We start from the raw sequence: 16,608 nt of genomic DNA, 5'->3' as shown, positions 1-16,608 counted from the left end.
TCCGACGCTGCCGGGCGATTTGCTTGCCTGAGGTGCGCGCCCCGACGGTATGTTCATGCCATGAGCGCCGTGGAGACCACTGCCGACACTCCTGCCGAAGCCGCCTGGTACACGCAGGATCCAGATGCCGTCGTCGCCGCGCTGCGCAGCGACCGCGACCGCGGCCTGACGGCCGCCGACGCGGCCCAGCGGCTCGCCGAGCACGGGCCCAACTCGATCGCGGCCGAGAAGCCGCCGTCGACGTGGCAGGTCGCCCTGCAGCAGCTGGCCGATCCTATGAACGTCATGCTGGTCGCGGTCGCGATCATCAGCCTGTTCATCAATCAGGTCAGCGTCGGCATCCTGGTCGGCGCGCTCGTCGTGCTGAACATCGTGCTCGGCACGCGGCAGGAGCTCAAGGCGAAGGCATCCGTCGACGCCCTCGCCAAGATGCAGATCCCCCAGGCGAAGGTCGTCCGTGACGGCTCGCTGCTGCAGGTCGACGCCACCACCCTGGTGCCGGGTGACATCGTCGCCCTCGAGGCGGGTGACATCGTGCCTGCCGACGGCCGCATCCTGCGCTCGGCGACGCTCGAGACGCAGGAGGCGGCGCTCACCGGCGAGAGTGCGCCGATCCCGAAGGACGCCGGCACCCTGACCGACCCCGAGACGACGCTGGGCGACCGCACCGACATGGTGTTCCAGAACACCCAGGTCACGCGCGGCACGGCGACGGTGGTCATCACCGACACCGGCATGCAGACGCAGATGGGCCAGATCGCGTCGATGCTCTCGGCGGTCAAGCCCGCCAAGTCCCCGCTGCAGCGCGAGCTCGACGCGCTCACCGGCGTGCTCGGCTGGATCGCGTGGGGCGCGGTCGCCATCATCATCATCACGGGCCTGCTGCGCGGCCAGGAGATCGCGTCGGTGATCCTCCTCGGCATCTCGATGGCGATCTCGGCGATCCCGACCGGCATGCCCTCGTTCGTCCAGGCCATGCTCTCGTACGGCTCGCGCCAGCTCGCCGAGCACAAGGCCGTCGTCAAGAACCTGACGGACGTCGAGACGCTGGGCGCGACGAGCGCCATCAACTCCGACAAGACCGGCACGCTCACGATGAACGAGATGACGGTCGAGTCGCTGTACTACCGCGGCGAGTGGTTCAACGTCGCGGGCTCCGGCTACGAGAAGACCGGCGAAGTGCGCCACGTCGCGGGCCTGCCGGTACCCCAGTTCAACCAGCTCGCGCTCGGACTCACCCTCTGCAGCGACGCGACCGTCTCCGACGACGGCGCCGTGATCGGCGATCCCACCGAGGCCGCCCTCGTCGTGCTCGCCGCGAAGCTCGGCGCCGACGCTGAGCTCACGCGGGCGAAGTTCCCGCGCATCGCCGAGGTGCCGTTCGACTCGGCGTACAAGTTCATGGGGACATTCCACGAGATCCCCGTAGAAGGCGTCGAGACCCTCGTCGGCTACGTCAAGGGCGGACCCGACGTCGTGCTCGACCGCTGCAGCTCGGTCGCGACGATGGAGGGCGTCGTGCCCATCGCCGACCGCCGCGACGCGATTCTCGAGGCGAACCGCTCGCTCTCCGAGCAGGGGCTGCGCGTCCTGGCGTTCGCGTTCCGCCGGTTCGCCCCCGACGCACCCGTGGCCGACGACCCCATGGCGGCCGTCGCCGACCTCACGTTCGTCGGTCTCGTGGGCATCATCGACCCGCTGCGGCCGTCCTCGAAGGAGGCCGTGCGCATCGCGCGCGAGGCCGGCATCGAGGTCCGCATGATCACGGGCGACCACGCGATCACGGCGGCCGCGATCGGCGCGAAGCTCGGGCTCGGCGACGGCGCGGCCAGCGGCGCCGAGATCCAGGCGATGAGCGACGACGAGCTGAAGGCCGCCCTCCCGCGCCTGCACATGTTCGGCCGCGTCACCCCCGAGGACAAGCTGCGTCTCGCCCGCCTCATGCAGGAGGAGGGCGCGGTGGTCGCGATGACCGGCGACGCCGTGAACGACGCCGCCGCGCTCAAGCAGGCCGACATCGGCGTCGCGATGGGCTCCGGCAGCGACGTCACGAAGCAGGCGGGGAAGATGATCCTCGTCGACGACAACTTCGGCACGCTGGTGACGGCGGTGCGGCTCGGCCGGTCGATCTACGAGAAGATCGTCAGCTACGTCCGGTTCCAGATGTCGCAGCTGTTCTCGCTCGTGCTCCTGTTCCTCGTCGCGAGCATCTTCGACATCAACAACGGCGTGCCGCTCACGCCGATCATGGTGCTGTTCCTGAACTTCTTCATCGCCATCTTCCCGGTCATCGTGATCCTCCTCGATCCGGCGCCCGACGGCATCATGCTGAAGCCGCCGCGCGATCCGAAGAAGACGATCGCCAACCCGGCCGCCGTCACGCTCTGGTTCGTCTACGGCAGCCTGATCTTCATCACGACGCTCGTCCCCCTGCTCCTCTACCCCGACCTGCTCAGCTCGACCGAGCCCAACATGCCGGTGACCATGGCGTTCGTGGTCTGCGCACTGGGCTCGATCTTCGGCGGTCTCGTCATGCGCCGTGACCCCGAGTCGGGTCTCGCCGCTCCGATCATCGACGCGGTGAAGTGGCTGTCGATCCCGCTCGCCCTCACGGTCGTCGCGGTCGAGGTGCCGTTCATGCAGCGTCTCGTCGGCACGATCAGCCTCACGGGCGACGAGTGGCTCACCGCGCTCGGCCTGGCCCTGCTCGTGCCGGTGCTGATCGAGCTCGAGAAGTGGATCCGCCGCGCGCGGCTCCGCCGCCGCGCCGCACAGCCCTGACACGTACACGGAGAGATGAAGATCACCGCAGCAGTGCTCGAGGTCTCGGGCGCCCCGTCGCCGTTCGCGCAGACGCACCCGTTCACGGTGGGCGAGCTCGAGCTCGAGCCGCCCGGAGACGGCGAGCTGCTCGTGCGGATCGAAGCCGCGGGCGTCTGCCACTCCGACCTCAGCGTCGTCGACGGCAACCGCGTGCGTCCGGTCCCGATGCTGCTGGGCCACGAGGCCGCGGGCATCGTCGAGCAGGTCGGCGACGGCGTCGACGGCGTGGCCGTCGACGATCGCGTGGTCATGACGTTCCTTCCCCGCTGCGGCGAGTGCGACGGATGCCTCACCGACGGGCGGCTGCCGTGCACGCCGGGTTCGGCGGCCAATGCCGCCGGGACGCTGCTCGGCGGCGGCATCCGTCTCCATCGCGATCGCGGGGGCGAGCAGCAGGAGGTGCACCACCACCTCGGCGTCTCGGCCTTCGCCACCCACGCCGTGGTGAGTCGCGCGTCGGTCGTGCGCGTCGACACCGACGTGCCGCCCGAGATCGCCGCACTCCTCGGCTGCGCGGTGCTCACGGGCGGCGGAGCGGTCGTCAACGCCGGCCGCCCCGCGACGGGAGGCCGTGTCGTCGTGGTGGGTCTCGGCGGCGTGGGCATGGCGGCCCTCCTCGTCGCGGTCGCGCTCGGACACGAGGTGATCGGGGTCGACACGATGCCCTCGAAGCTCGCCGCCGCCCTGGCGTGCGGGGCGAGCGAGGCGCTGACTCCCGCCGAAGCCGTTGACCGCGGCATCCGTGCCCCCGTCGTCGTGGAGGCGGCCGGCGCCGCGCGCGCGTTCGAGACCGCGCTCGCCCTCACTGCGCCGGGTGGCACCACCGTCACGGTGGGACTGCCGGCGCCCGACGCGCGCGCGAGCGTGTCTCCGCTGCTGCTGACCGCCGAAGCACGGACCGTCGTCGGCAGCTACCTCGGCTCCGCCGTGCCGAGCCGCGACATTCCGCGCTACGTCGAGCTGTGGCGCGCGGGGCGCCTGCCGCTCGAGAGGCTCGTCTCGTCCCGCATCGGTCTCGACGACCTCGACGCCGCGATGGACCGGCTCGCCGCGGGCGGCGAGCTGCGCCAGCTGATCACGTTCTGAGCGAACGGGACAGGGGCCACGGGCGCGTCGGAGGGGCGCCGTAGGCTCTGGGCGTGGCCACCCTCGACGATCTGCGCGGCACCGCGGCCGCGCTTCCGGGCAGCGAAGAGCGCACGACGACGGGCGGCGCTGCCTGGTTCGTGCGCGGCAAGCTCTACGCCTGGGAGTGCCACCCCTGGCCGAGCATCCCCGATGACATGCGGGCCATCATCGCGTCCGAGCTCGTCGTCGGTGTCAAGGTCGCCGATCCGATCGACGCCCTGGCCCTGGTCGAGATGGAGCCCGACGTGTTCCTGCGCACGACCACGCCGTGGGGCGAGCCGAAGGTCGCGTTCCGCATGGCCGGCATCGACGAGGAGCACCTCGCCGAGCTGGTCACCGAGGCGTGGCGCGTGCAGGCGCCGAAGTACCTGCGCCGGGCGCTCGACGACCACGCGGGCTAGGGCAGCGGGTCGTCGCCGCGCCCCCACGCGATGGCGATCAGCCGCCGCAGGACGTCGAGATCGACGTCGTCGAGCTTCTTGACATACACACAGCCCGCACCCTCGGTGTACTCTCCGAGCTCCGGCAGCAGCTCGGCGCCGGCGGGGAGGTCCTTCAGCCCGTAGAGCGAGAGCTGCGCCTTGCGCGGTGAGAACGCGGCCTTGGGCCACTGGCCCTGCCGCTTGGGGTCTGACGGAGACACGTAGCGATAGCTTCCGTAGCCGACCATCGACGGACCCCACATGACGGGCTCGGCTCCGGTCACCTCGCCGAAGATCTCCGCCAGGGCCATCCCATCGTCGCGCCGTCGCCGCGGCGTCGCCGACTCGAGGAAAGCCGACACATCCGCGTCCGTCGCCTGGGTCTTGATCTCGCTCACGTCGTCATTATGGCGCGCGGTCACCCCGCCCGGCAGACCGGTCAACGGCCGACGGGCGATCCGCTCAGCTGCTCCCGCACCTCGAACCGCGCATCGGAGCCGGAGTACTCGGTGATCCGGCCTGTGACCACCCGGTACATCGCGAATTCGGCGACGTTGACGTGACGGCGGGTGGGCTCGACGCCGAGGTACGCGCCGACCTGGGTGCCGGCGCCGCGCACGTGGGCGGCGAGGCGGTCGTCCTCGGCGACGAGCTGGATGCGCCGCCACCGCCAGTCCGGGAAAGCGGCGAACAGATCCGCCAGGTCGGAGATCCAGGCGTCGGCACCCGCCGGAAGGTGGGCGCGGCGCACCGAGGGATGCAGGAACGACCGGATGGCATCGAGGTCGTGGCGGTTGCATGCGTCGAGGAAGTCGGCGTACCACTCGCGCATCTCCCACAGCTCCACCTCCTCATTATCCGGGGCGGCCCGCACGGCGGGATGGCGCATGTCGGAGGTGTCGGCTCGCGGTCGCCTGCCGGCGCGCGCAGGAGCTGCGAGCCTTCCCGTACGACCCCGAGAGCTGAGCGTCGGCAGCCGGCCGGTCAGCCGGCCGGCGTGGCCTCCCCCGCCAGGTGCCCGCCCACGGCCGAGATCGCCGGGGCGAAGAAGTAGCCGCCGCCGGTCGGCGTCACCCACTCGCGGTCGAGGACGAACCTGTGGGCCTTCCCCGACGGTGTGCGCACCTCGAACGAGCGGTCGCGGCGGCCGTAGACGTCGGCCTGGCCGATGACCGGGTCATGCCCGCCGGCGTTGGGCTGGAGGGCGGAGTTCGCCCACCGCCGGGTGACGAATTCGAACTGGTCCTCGATCGACGCCATGTGCGCGACGAACATGAGGCCGCGCTCGGCAGCGACCAGTTCCGGTGACGGATCGGTGACACCCGCGAGCACGGGCCCGTACGGGATGCCGCGACGCAGCATCAGCCGCATCATCGTGTCGGCGGGGGCGCCGAAGTCGGTGCCGCTGTCGCGCGGGTTCACCTTGCGGATGTGCCCCGCCATCGGGCACACGTCGCCGAAGACGTCGGCCCGTGCCTTCGGGTGCCCGTCGCCGCCGTAGCCGCCCTCGATGAGGCCGGCGTCCGGCGTCCACGCCTTCGTGCCGTCGTCGAACTGGAAGTGGTTGTGCGCGAACTCGTCGCCGGCGAGGTCGAGGTCGTCACGATCCGGTGTTCGGGAGAGGGGAGCGCCGCTCGGCCAGCGGCCGACCATCAGCGAGGCGAAAAGCACCGGATCCGTGCCGTACTCCGCGCTCGCGGCGGCCGCGAAGTCCCAGAACGCGGGCACGTCCTGCGCGAGGCGCCGGCAGACCAGGTACGAGCCGAGGCGTGCCCAGTCGGGGAACACCCCTTCGTCGGCCGCGGGCACGAGCGGATCGGCGGGGTTCTGCCGCGGCATCCCGAGCACGAACTGTCCCGGCCAGACGAGCGGCTGACCCGCGTTCCCGAAGAGGCGTGCGTGCGGGTCGCGCGGGTCGAGGTAACGCGGTGCGAGCAGTTCGCCATCGGCCGTCGCGCCCCGCACGCCGGGCTGCGAGACGCCGTCCTTGAAGCCGAAGTGCTCGTGCCCGCCGAGGTTGCCAGGCAGGTTCTCGCCGGCCTGAGCGAAGAGCGCCGACACCCCGTTCCGCGCACCCGCTTCGAGGATCGCGGATGCCTCGGCCTCGGCATCCGCGGCGGAATCGGCGGCGACCGTCACCAGGAAGTCGGCCTCCGATTCATCGCCGCCGACGCGCCAGCGGGCGCGGTGTCCGGACCTCGCGGGGTCGGCCGGATCACCGAGGTAGGTCGAACGCGCGGCGAGCCCCTGCCGGAAGGCGGCATCGCTCATCGCGTCCAGCGCCTCGTCGCCCAGGAGCTTCGCGACGGCCGGGCCCGAGAGCGCGAAGGCGACCCAGGTGGCGGGTGTCGTGGGCTCGGTGGCGCCCGTCCGCAGTCGCTCCCGCCGGAACTCGCGACGGAAGTCGAGCACCTCCTGCATGCTGCTGAGGCGCGGCGCGAGCCACTCGAGCCAGGCGCGGGCGCCGTCGACCTCGTCGATCCGCAGGAACAGGAACCGCTGGTGATCCTTGTTGAACCCGGGGATGACGTTGCCCTGGATGTCGGCGGTCGTCGCCGGATCGAACCGCGGCTCCCCCTCCGGGACCGCGTCCGCCGCGAGCGACCGGGCGACCGGCGCCGGCTCGGGCGTAGGCAGCTCGATTCCCGAAAGGCGCGGGACGCCGGCCGGCATCAGCCGTGCCAGCGCGTGCGCTCCCTCGCCGCTCATGCCGCTCCCCCGCTCACGACGTGCGCCGACATGGTGATGTGCTCGGCGATCTGGCCGCCGAAGTCGATCGGTCGCCCGCCGATGCGGATGTCGCCCACCCGGAACCCCTCATCTGCCGGCACCTCGTACGCCACCCGCAACGCCGCGCCTCGTGCGCCGCGCTCGATCGTCCAGTAGTCGCCGACAGGCGTGCCGTCGGGCTTGGTCCAGCCCGAGTCGTCCCAGCCGATCATGTAGAGGCCGGGCGGATCCGCCGTGGCGACCGACAGCCCCTGCCGCGACATCGCCCAGACGTCGAAGTTGATGCGGGCGTCGGCACCGGTCGCCCTCGAATACGGCAGCGCGTCGTAGCCGTCGATGGCGTGCTGCGACGGCTCGCTCTCCTGGGAGACTCCGAGCAGATCGCCCATCGAGTTGATGGGCATGACGTAGTGCACGATGCCGTCGGTCGTATTCCACCGGTTCCGGGGGTCGTATGCGCCGCCGTCGGGAAAGAGGTCTTGCTCAGCGACGGCCGGCGAGACCAATCGCCGGTAGAGCGCGAGCACGGCCTCCGGGTGCAGCTCGGCGAGCAGCATCCAGTACTCCGGCGTCTCGGTGGTGAAGGTGACGCGCGCGATCCTGCCGTCGACCTTCTCGACGTGCCATTCGAGGTACTCGATCTGCACCTCGCGCGACTCCGCCGCCGCGTACGCGGCGCGGCGGTCGTCGCGGTGTTCCATGAGCAACGGCCTCGAGAGTCCCGTCCAGGTGATCGCCCGCGCGCGATCGCGTCGCCCGGGACGCAGCGTCGGGTTCACGTACGCGCCGCGCCCGCTCACCTCGGTCGACGCGGCGATCAGCCCGCTGACGAGGTCGTGCCACTGATCGGGAAAATCCGATGCCGGCCCCGCATCGTCGAGGTGTGCGGGCGCCGAGAACCGGACCAGTTCCATGCTCGAGAAGCTAGCGCAGCGGATCCGGAATTCGCAGAACCACGCCCTTTCCGAAGTTATGCGCCACCGACGCTCCGGAAACGGACGCGAGCTCCGAATTCCGGATCGGCGCGAACAGTCCGGGTGGGAGGGGACGATGAGACTGAGTACTATTGATCGTGGGATTCAGTTCCACGAGAATCGGATACCGCACCACCCGCACCCACCGCCAGGAGTCCGATCGTGACCGACTTCCAGCCCCGCCCCGGCCAGCGCGTCGAGGGCTACGATGTCACCCGCCGCCGGGGCACCGACTACTACGCCGTGTTCGGCGACATCCCCGCCGCCGACCGCGAGGTGTGGGAGCGGGCGCAGGCGTACGTCGACGAGGTGGGTACGCGCATGCAGGACGCGTGGGACACCGGCGAGTACCCGCTCGACATCGCGATGCGCGGCGGCGCGCTCGACCTCTTCAACGACGGCATCGTCCACCCCGCGCTGACGCGCTTCTCGCCTCTGGCGGCGGGACTGGTGAACATGGAGATCTCGCGCGGCGACGGCTCGCTCGGCACCGTGCTCGCGGTCCAGGGCGGCCTCGCCCTCCGCACGCTCGCGCTGTTCGGCAGCGACGAGCAGCAGGCCCGCTGGCTGGTGCCGATCGCACGCGGCGAGGTCGCCGCATCCTTCGCCCTCACCGAACCCGACCACGGATCGGACTCGGTGTCCCTCGAGACCGTCGCCCGCCGGGACTCGTCCACCGGCGAATGGGTGATCGACGGCGCGAAGAAGTGGATCGGCAACGGCGCCTCGGGCGGCATCACGTTCGTGTGGGCGCGTGTCGAGGCGGACGACGACGAGTTCCACGGCGCGGTGCGCTGCTTCCTCGTCGAGCAGGACGCCCCGGGTTACACCGGCACGGTGATCACCGGCAAGGCGTCGCTGCGCGGCATCCATCAGGCGCACATCGCGCTCGACGGCGTGCGCGTGGCGTCCGATGCCGTGCTGCCCGGCACCAAGAGCTTCAAGGATGCCTCGACCGTGCTGTACTCGACCCGCTCGGGTGTCGCCTGGTCGGCGCTCGGTCATGCGACCGCCTGCTACGAGGCGGCGCTGTCGTACTCGCAGCAGCGCATCCAGTTCGGCAAGCCTCTGGCGAAGTTCCAGATGGTGCAGGAGCGGCTCGCGAACATGCTCGAGGAGCTCACCGCGATGCAGCTGTACTGCCGCTGGATGGCCGATCTCGAGGAGCGCGGCGAGCTGCGCCCGACGCAGGCCTCGCTCGCGAAGTACCACAACACCCGCGCCGCACGCCGGATCGCGTCGACCGCCCGCGACATGCTCGGCGGCAACGGCATCCTGCTCGAGAACGGCGTCATGCAGCACCTGGCCGACATCGAGGCGATCCACACGTACGAGGGCACCGAGAGCGTGCAGGCGCTGCTCATCGGCCGCGACATCACGGGTATGAGCGCATTCGCCTAGCTCTTGGCGGCGTTCCGGCGCAACCCGCCCGGGTTCGCCGGCGGCGTTGAATACGCTCGGCACATGGGACTGTTCCGTAACGACCCGCAGCGCGTGGTCCTCGATTCGCACGACGTCGAGCCGAAGGCCACCCGTGCGCCGTGGAGCCTGTGGGCCGACGGATTCGGCAAGCTCGGCATCCGGGCCATCCAGATCATCGTCGTGGTGGCGGTGGTCGCGGGGATCGTCTTCACGATCCAGTCGCTGACGCTCGTGACCATCCCCCTCGTGATCGCGCTCATCCTCGCCTGCGCTTTCCACCCGGTGATGAGCTGGATGCGGCGCCGCGGCGTCCCCTCGATCCTCGCGACCCTGATCACGATGATCGCGATCGTGGTGCTCCTGGGCCTTCTCGGCTGGCTCATCGCGTGGGCGGTGCAGAACCAGTGGGAGGACCTGTATGCCCAGGCCGAAGACGGATTCCAGAGCCTCCTCGCCTGGGTGCAGACGCTGCCGTTCGACTTCCTGCAGCCGGATCAGATCGACGAGTGGGTCGCCACGCTCACCGACTTCGTCACGAGCGCGCAGTTCGGCTCCGGCGCGCTCGCCGGCGTGAGCGCCGTGGCCAACTTCGTCACCGGGCTCGTGCTGATGGTGACGATCCTGTTCTTCTTCCTCAAGGACGGGCCCCAGATGTGGGAGTTCCTGCTGCGGCCGTTCCACGGCGCGGACTACCTGCGCGCTCGGCGCATCGGCGACAAGACCACCACCGTGCTGGGATCCTACGTGCGCGGCACCGCTACCGTCGCGGCGGTCGATGCGATCGGCATCCTGATCGGTCTGCTCATCCTCCAGGTGCCGCTGGCGATCCCCCTCTCGGTGCTGGTGTTCCTGCTTGCGTTCATCCCGATCGTCGGCGCCACGCTCGCCGGCATCCTCGCCGCCCTCGTCGCGCTCGTCGCCAACGGCTGGTTCAACGCCCTCCTCGTCGTCGGGGTGGTCGTGCTGGTCAACCAGCTCGAGGGCAACTTCCTGCAGCCGGTGCTGATGGGCCGGTCGATGAAGCTGCACGCCTTCGTGATCCTGGTCGCCCTGACCGTCGGCACCGTGCTCGGCGGCATCGTCGGCGCGGTGCTCGCGGTGCCCATCGCCGCAGCCGCGTGGGGCATCGTCCAGGTGTGGGACGGGCCGGATCTTCCGGCACGGTGGGCAAGGCCGAAGCATCCGGTCGCCGAGTGACGCCGGACGCGAGAGGCGAGGGCGAGACGAGCCCGCCTCTGGCACCCCGGGGGCGCACTGAGGCACCCCGGCGGCGCGCTGAGGCACGACGGCGCACTAAGGCACCCAGGCGGCGCACTAGGGCACCCGCGGCCGCCAAGACAAGGCGATCGCCCGATGAGCGGCGCCCCCCTTAGCGAGGAAAGTCGTACCTGTCAGCACAACCGGAACCGCCTCCAGGGTTCCGTCGCAGACGGGAGAGACCCATGAACGACATGACCTACACCGGCTACATCCTCGACCAGCACCGCGCCGCCGACCTCGCTCACGAGAACGAGCTGATGCGCATCCACCGCGAGCGCGGCCAGTCGCCGGCACGGCCCGACGGCCAGCCGCTCGCCGCCTGGTTCCGCGGGGTGCTGCACCACGGCTCGAACAGCGGCGCATCGGTCGCGCCGAGCCACTGACGCTTTCCGGACGGGGAGCGCACACCCCGAGGTCTGCCCACGGATGTGCGCCGGAAGGGGGCGGAGTCGCAGGGGCTCCGCCCGCTTCCGCACCCTGTGCGAGGGCCCCCCGCGGCGGGCATCCGACAGGAGACGCACATGAACGACATCCGATGCCCGGAAGGTGCCACGATATGACCATGCCCGCTCCCTCCTCGAGCCCGCGCATGGTCGGCCGGCACACCGAGCTCGCCGCCCTCCTCGAGGCGTACGACGACGGTGTGCGCGCAGTGCCGCGCACCGTGATCGTGCGCGGCGAGGCGGGGGTCGGCAAGACCCGGCTGGTGCAGGAGTTCCTCGCCCTCGTCACGGCCGATCCGCTCGGGTCACGGTCCGATCCCGACGACGAGCCGGTCGTCGCGTTCGGCCAGTGCGTCGACCTCGGCCCCATCGGCGCCGCGTTCGGCCCGGTCCGCCGGGTGCTGCGCGACCTGCACGCCGCCGTCGGCACCGACGCGCTGCGCGAGGCCGCGGGCTCCGCCGCGGCGATCGCGAGCCTCGCCGCCCTCGTGCCGGGCATCGCCGACGAGACGCCCGAAGCCGAAGAGGCGACCGGGGAGTTCGCCGAGGCGATCGAGGTGCTCCTCGAGCGCCTCTCGCAGCGCCGGCACGTGATCGTCGTGCTCGAAGACCTGCAGTGGGCGGATGCCGCGACCATGGCTCTGCTGAAGACCCTCGCCAGCACGCTCCGGGGCCGCCGGCTCACCATCGTCGCCACGTACCGCTCCGACGACATCGACCGCTTCCACCCCCTGCGGCCCGTCCTCGCCGAGCTCGACCGCACGCGCTCCGTCGTGCGTGTCGAGGTGACGCCACTGAACCCGGACGAGGTCGCCGAGCAGGTCGCGCAGCTGGCCGGCGGCCTCGACCCGCGTGTCGTCGAGGCGCTCGCGGAGCGCAGCGGCGGCATCCCGTTCCTCGTCGAGGAGCTCGTGGATCTCGGCGACCGCGCCCTTCCCGACACGCTGCGCGAGCTCGTGCTCGCGCGCTACGCGCGCCTCGGCGAGGACGCGCAGCAGGCCCTGCGCACGATGGCCGCGGGCGGAGTGCACGTCGACGACGATGTGCTCGCCGCCGTGACCGCACTCGACGAGCACGCGCTCGACCACGCCGTGCGCGAGGCCATCGACACGCGCGTGATCGTCGCCGACGGTGCCGGCTACGCCTTCCGGCACGCGCTCACCCGCGAGGCGGTCGAGGGCGAGATGCTGCCGAGTGAGCGCGTGCGCGTCCACCGTCGGTACGCCGAGCACCTTCGCGATCACCGCGGCGAGTCGCCCGACGACGCGTCCGCCGTCGCCGAGCACTGGCTCGCCGCGCGCGACCTGCCGGCCGCCTTCGACGCGACGGTGGTCGCCCTGCAGGAGACGCGGTCCCGGTTCTCCCCCGCGACCGCCGCGAAGCTCGCCGAGCGTCTCGCCGAGCTCTGGGATCAGGTCCCGGATGCCGAGACCCGCTCCGGCACGACGCTGCCGGCCCTGCACCTCGACGCGGCGCAGGCGTGGCACGATCTCGGCGACCCGGAGCGCGCGCTGCGATCGGCGAACGAGGGGCTCGCCGTCTGCCCCGACGATCCGATCACACGCGCCGCGCTGCTGCGGCGGCGGTATGTCGAGACGTTCAACCTCGAGCACCGGGGCCGGCGCGACGACATCGACGAGGCCGTCTCGCTGCTGGAGGGCAGCGACGACCGCCGCGCGAGGATCCTGCTCTCGCGGGTGCTGACGAACATGGCGATCGACGAGCACGGCACCGATGCGGCGCAGCACGCCGCCCGCGCGATCGCGCTGGCGGAGGAGTCCGGCGACGACGACGCCCTCGCGGTCGCGCTGACCGTCGAGGCGTGGCGCATCGCCGGCGACGAGGACGACGAGCCCGGCGCGCTGGCGCCCCTCGAACGCGCCGTGACGCTGCGCCTGGACCCGTCGATGCGCGCGTACGCCGGTCAGGCGCTCACCGACATGCTGCTGCGGGTAGGCCGGTTCGACGAGGCCTCCGTCGTCGGCGCGCAGCACTTCGAAGAGGTCTCGCGCGCCGGCATCGAGCGCGGCTCGGGGGCGGCGCTGGCGCATTCGCTGTCGTTCGCGCTGTTCGCGACGGGCCGGCCCGACGCCGGCCTGAGGTATGCGCAGCGCGCCCGCAGGCTCTTGAGCCCCGTCGACAGCGCCTCGGTGGTGCGCCGGCTCGCGTCGCATCTCTCGTGGGATGACCGCGCGGCGGAGCGCGACGACCTCTTCGCCACCGAGCGCGGCAGGATCGAGGAGTCGCAGCGCCGCTACCCCGACAAGGACGACTGGTGGGCGATCGAGCGCGCGGAGGCCGCGCTCGCGCTGCACGGCGGGGAGATCGGGCCTGTGGCCACCGACGTCCTCGCGGCCGCCGAGGGCGAGGCGCGCACGCCCGCGGTGCGGCGGTACGCGCTGCTGACGGCAGCCCTGCTGACCCTCGCTCCCGGCCGGACCCCCGACCCGGACGCACGCGCGCGGATCGGGGCGGCGGTCGAGACGCTGCCCGGCGTCGGGCTCGCACGGTCGGTCGCAGGGTTCGTGCGGGCGTCGCTGGCCGACGCCGACGGCGTCCCCGCCGCCCAGCGCGTCGAGGCGTGGCGAGGAGTCGTCGACGATCTCTCGGGCGGCGGCATGCCGATCTGGCACGTGCAGACGGCGCACTGCCGCCTCGCGTGGGCGCTCATCGACGCCGGTGAGCGCACCGAGGCCGCGACCCTGCTGAGCGACGTCGCGGCCGAGTCTCCGGCGCTCGGGGTCGCCCGCGTCGCACGCTGGGCGACCGAGCTCGCGACCCAGGCGCGGCTCGCGCCCGGTTCCGCGACCGCCGACTCCTCGCACGGCGCCGTCGCGACGCTGACGCCGCGCGAGCTGCAGGTGCTCGAGCTGATCGCCGAAGGCCTGACCAACCCGCAGATCGGCCAGCGCCTGTTCATCAGTCCCAAGACCGCGTCCGTGCACGTCTCGGCGATCCTCGCGAAGATCGGCGCCGCCAACCGCGCCGAGGCGGCCGCGCTGTACGCCGCCTCGGCCTCGACGCCCACGTCCGCCTGACCAGGAACGCCCCCTGTCGGGTGTCGGCGGGGGGCGGCAGGATGGAGCGCATGCCCTACGAGATCCCTGCGCCGATGCTCGCGAAGTCGGTTCCCGACGTTCCCGAGCCGGCGAAGTCGGCGGGCGGGTTGAGCTACGAGCCGAAGTGGGACGGGTTCCGTGCCCTCATCTCGTGGGACGGCGAGAACGTCGAGATCGGGTCGCGCGGCGCGAAGCCGCTCACGCGATACTTCCCCGAGCTCGTCGAGGCGTTCGCGCGGCTCCTGCCGGAGCCGTGCCTGCTCGACGGAGAGATCGTCGTGCCGATCGACCGCGACGGGCGGCGGCGGCTCGACTGGGAGTCGCTGTCGCAGCGCATCCACCCCGCGGCATCCCGCGTGAACATGCTCGCCGAGCAGACCCCGGCGATATTCATCGCGTTCGACCTGCTCGCCGTGGCCGACACCGACCTGCAGGACGAACCGTTCGCGACGCGCCGTGCGAGGCTCGTCGAGTTGCTGCGCGACGTGCCAGACCCGGTGCACGTCACCCGCACGACCGACGACCCCGACCTCGCCCGCCGCTGGCTCGCCGAGTTCGAGGGTGCCGGGCTCGACGGCGTGGTCGCGAAGCCCCTCGATCAGCCGTACGCCCCGGGCAAGCGGACGATGTTCAAGATCAAGCACGCGCGCACCGCCGATGTCGTGGCGTTGGGCTATCGCATCCACAAGTCGGGCGAGGGTGTCGGCTCCCTGCTCGTCGGCCTGTACAGCGAGGACGGCACGCTCTACCCCGTCGGCGGCGTGGCCGCCTGGAGCAACGCCCGCCGGCTCGAGCTCATCGAAGAGCTCGCCCCGCTCGTCGAGCGCGACGCCGACGGCGAGGCGCTGCGCGGCGAAGGCGAGAAGTCGCGCTTCCAGGCGGGTCGGGCCGACTCGTCGTTCGTACGGCTGCGCCCCGAGCGCGTGCTCGAGGTGCGCTACGACCAGCTCGAAGGCTGGCGATTCCGCCACACCGTGCAATTCGAGCGCTGGCGCCCCGACCGAGACCCCGTCTCGTGCACGTACGAGCAGCTCGAGGTGGTCGCGGCGTACGACCTCGCCGACGTCCTGGTCTGACGCTTCGCGCGGCGGGCGGGTGCTTGCCGGCAGAGCTCTGTTGGCGTGCTCTGCGCGGGTGTACCGTGCGGTCAGGGTCACTGCTGACGGAGGCATCCATGGCCCGCATCGACCACCAGCGCTCTCGCGGTCGTGCAGGCACGCGGGTCGCGTTGATGTGCGCCGCGCTCGCGGCACTGCTGATCTCGGGATGCTCGTCAGCGTCGTCCTCGCTCCCCGAGCAGACGCCACCGGCCGACGTGATCCGTGAGGACATCGACGCCGTCTTCGGCACGCTCTACGGCGAGGATGCGGTCCGCGCGGTGCTCGTGCAGCAGCACGGCGAACTCGTGTATGAGCAGTATGAGGATTCGACCGCCGACGACACCTGGGACGTGCGCGGCGTCACCCGCGCGGTGACGTCGACCCTCGTCGGCATCGCCATCGACCGCGGACTCATCTCGGGAGTCGACGCGACGCTCGGTGAGCTGCTTCCCGACTACGCGGCCGCCCTCACGCCCGAGACCGCGGCCATCCAGCTGAAGTCCGTGCTCACGCACACTGCGAATTTCGCGCCGACGTCCGAAGAGCGCGACATCCGCGGAAGCCCGGCCGACCTGTATGCACAGACGGACTGGGTCGCCTCGATCCTCGCGGACCGGGCGGCCCGCGGGCCGGGAGATGGCGCGTTCCTCTTCTCCGACATGGGCACTCACATCCTCGCCGCCGTCGTCGCCGAGGCGACCGGGATGTCGCCCTTCCGGTTCGCCGAGCAGACGCTGTTCGGTCCGCTGGAGATCGACACCGACCCCTGGTGGGAGGAGCGCTTCACCCCCGGCGACCCCGAGGCACTGCTCCAGGACTACCAGGATGCGGGGGTCGCCTGGCCCGCCGACCCGCAGGGGGTGAACCTCGGCTTCACGCACCTGCGACTCCACCCGACGGACCTCGTCCGCCTCGGCCAGCTCTTCCTCGACGAGGGGGTGTGGAGCGGAGAGCAGGTGGTGTCGGCCACCTGGGCCGTCCAGGCGACCAGCCCCGTCGTCGCCACGATCGGCTATGGAGACATCAGCTACGGCTACCAGTGGTGGATCGATCCGAGTCGCGACGTGTTCTACGTCCAGGGCGAGGGCGGAACGGCGGTCGTCGTCGATCCGGTCAGGGATGCCGTCGCGGTGATCGCCTCCGAAGTCACGGTCGACGATCTGCGCGGGAACCACGGTTACGCGAGTGCGACCGCCGTGGGACTGGCGAGTCTGCTCCTCGCCGACCTGTCCGCCGACTCCGGGTGA

General features: G+C 71.4%; 13 protein-coding genes. 9 read left to right on the top strand and 4 right to left on the bottom strand.

The genetic code is table 11. The features are described 5' to 3' along the window. Positions 1-60 precede the first annotated feature (60 nt). Genes J2Y46_RS08680 through J2Y46_RS08670 form a run of 3 tightly spaced genes read left to right on the top strand, consistent with a single transcriptional unit; the run spans position 61 to position 4,352 of the window. Positions 61-2,781: a cation-translocating P-type ATPase gene (locus J2Y46_RS08680; RefSeq protein WP_310241669.1), complete on the top strand. Its 2,721-nt coding sequence runs from the start codon at positions 61-63 to the stop codon at positions 2,779-2,781. Between the two features lie 15 nt (positions 2,782-2,796). Further along, a complete protein-coding gene (locus J2Y46_RS08675; protein WP_310241668.1) occupies positions 2,797-3,909 on the top strand; it encodes an alcohol dehydrogenase catalytic domain-containing protein in 1,113 nt (370 codons plus the stop codon). A gap of 53 nt (positions 3,910-3,962) precedes the next feature. Further along, entirely contained in the window at positions 3,963-4,352 is a 390-nt protein-coding gene (locus J2Y46_RS08670; RefSeq protein ID WP_045300734.1) for an MmcQ/YjbR family DNA-binding protein, read from the top strand. On the opposite strand, the gene J2Y46_RS08665 is transcribed toward J2Y46_RS08670, so the two are convergent. The 4 genes from J2Y46_RS08665 to J2Y46_RS08650 form a co-directional block, all read right to left on the bottom strand. After that, the gene (locus J2Y46_RS08665; protein WP_310241667.1) at positions 4,349-4,771 is read right to left on the bottom strand and encodes a DUF1801 domain-containing protein; all 423 of its coding nucleotides are present in this window, start codon (positions 4,769-4,771) and stop codon (positions 4,349-4,351) included. The genes J2Y46_RS08670 and J2Y46_RS08665 overlap by 4 nt on opposite strands. A 41-nt stretch (positions 4,772-4,812) precedes the next feature. Further along, the gene (locus J2Y46_RS08660; protein WP_045300732.1) at positions 4,813-5,220 is read right to left on the bottom strand and encodes an ester cyclase; all 408 of its coding nucleotides are present in this window, start codon (positions 5,218-5,220) and stop codon (positions 4,813-4,815) included. Positions 5,221-5,357: 137 nt separating this feature from the next. Further along, positions 5,358-7,082, bottom strand: a complete 1,725-nt coding sequence (locus J2Y46_RS08655) for a Dyp-type peroxidase (RefSeq protein ID WP_310241666.1) — start codon at positions 7,080-7,082, stop codon at positions 5,358-5,360. Then, on the bottom strand, positions 7,079-8,017 hold the full coding sequence (locus tag J2Y46_RS08650; RefSeq protein ID WP_310241663.1) for a hypothetical protein: 939 nt from the start codon (positions 8,015-8,017) through the stop codon (positions 7,079-7,081). The genes J2Y46_RS08655 and J2Y46_RS08650 overlap by 4 nt, the downstream gene beginning before the upstream one ends. Before the next feature lie 222 nt (positions 8,018-8,239). Between J2Y46_RS08650 and J2Y46_RS08645 the strand changes: the two genes are divergently transcribed. The 6 genes from J2Y46_RS08645 to J2Y46_RS08620 all read left to right on the top strand — a co-directional run bounded on the left by J2Y46_RS08645 (position 8,240) and on the right by J2Y46_RS08620 (position 16,608). Further along, positions 8,240-9,478, top strand: a complete 1,239-nt coding sequence (locus tag J2Y46_RS08645; RefSeq protein WP_045300728.1) for an acyl-CoA dehydrogenase family protein — start codon at positions 8,240-8,242, stop codon at positions 9,476-9,478. Between the two features lie 63 nt (positions 9,479-9,541). After that, on the top strand, positions 9,542-10,696 hold the full coding sequence (locus J2Y46_RS08640) for an AI-2E family transporter (RefSeq protein WP_045300727.1): 1,155 nt from the start codon (positions 9,542-9,544) through the stop codon (positions 10,694-10,696). 245 nt (positions 10,697-10,941) lie between these two features. Beyond that, positions 10,942-11,142, top strand: a complete 201-nt coding sequence (locus tag J2Y46_RS08635; RefSeq protein WP_045300725.1) for a hypothetical protein — start codon at positions 10,942-10,944, stop codon at positions 11,140-11,142. Between the two features lie 179 nt (positions 11,143-11,321). Continuing rightward, on the top strand, positions 11,322-14,240 hold the full coding sequence (locus tag J2Y46_RS08630; protein WP_310241662.1) for an AAA family ATPase: 2,919 nt from the start codon (positions 11,322-11,324) through the stop codon (positions 14,238-14,240). Positions 14,241-14,290: 50 nt separating this feature from the next. Next, the gene (locus J2Y46_RS08625) at positions 14,291-15,337 is read left to right on the top strand and encodes an ATP-dependent DNA ligase (RefSeq protein WP_045301110.1); all 1,047 of its coding nucleotides are present in this window, start codon (positions 14,291-14,293) and stop codon (positions 15,335-15,337) included. 98 nt (positions 15,338-15,435) lie between these two features. Beyond that, on the top strand, positions 15,436-16,608 hold the full coding sequence (locus J2Y46_RS08620) for a serine hydrolase (protein WP_310241661.1): 1,173 nt from the start codon (positions 15,436-15,438) through the stop codon (positions 16,606-16,608).

It is taken from the genome of Microbacterium sp. BE35, assembly GCF_031457705.1.
GTDB lineage: Bacteria > Actinomycetota > Actinomycetes > Actinomycetales > Microbacteriaceae > Microbacterium > Microbacterium trichothecenolyticum.
This window is presented reverse-complemented; position numbering and strand designations above follow the sequence as displayed.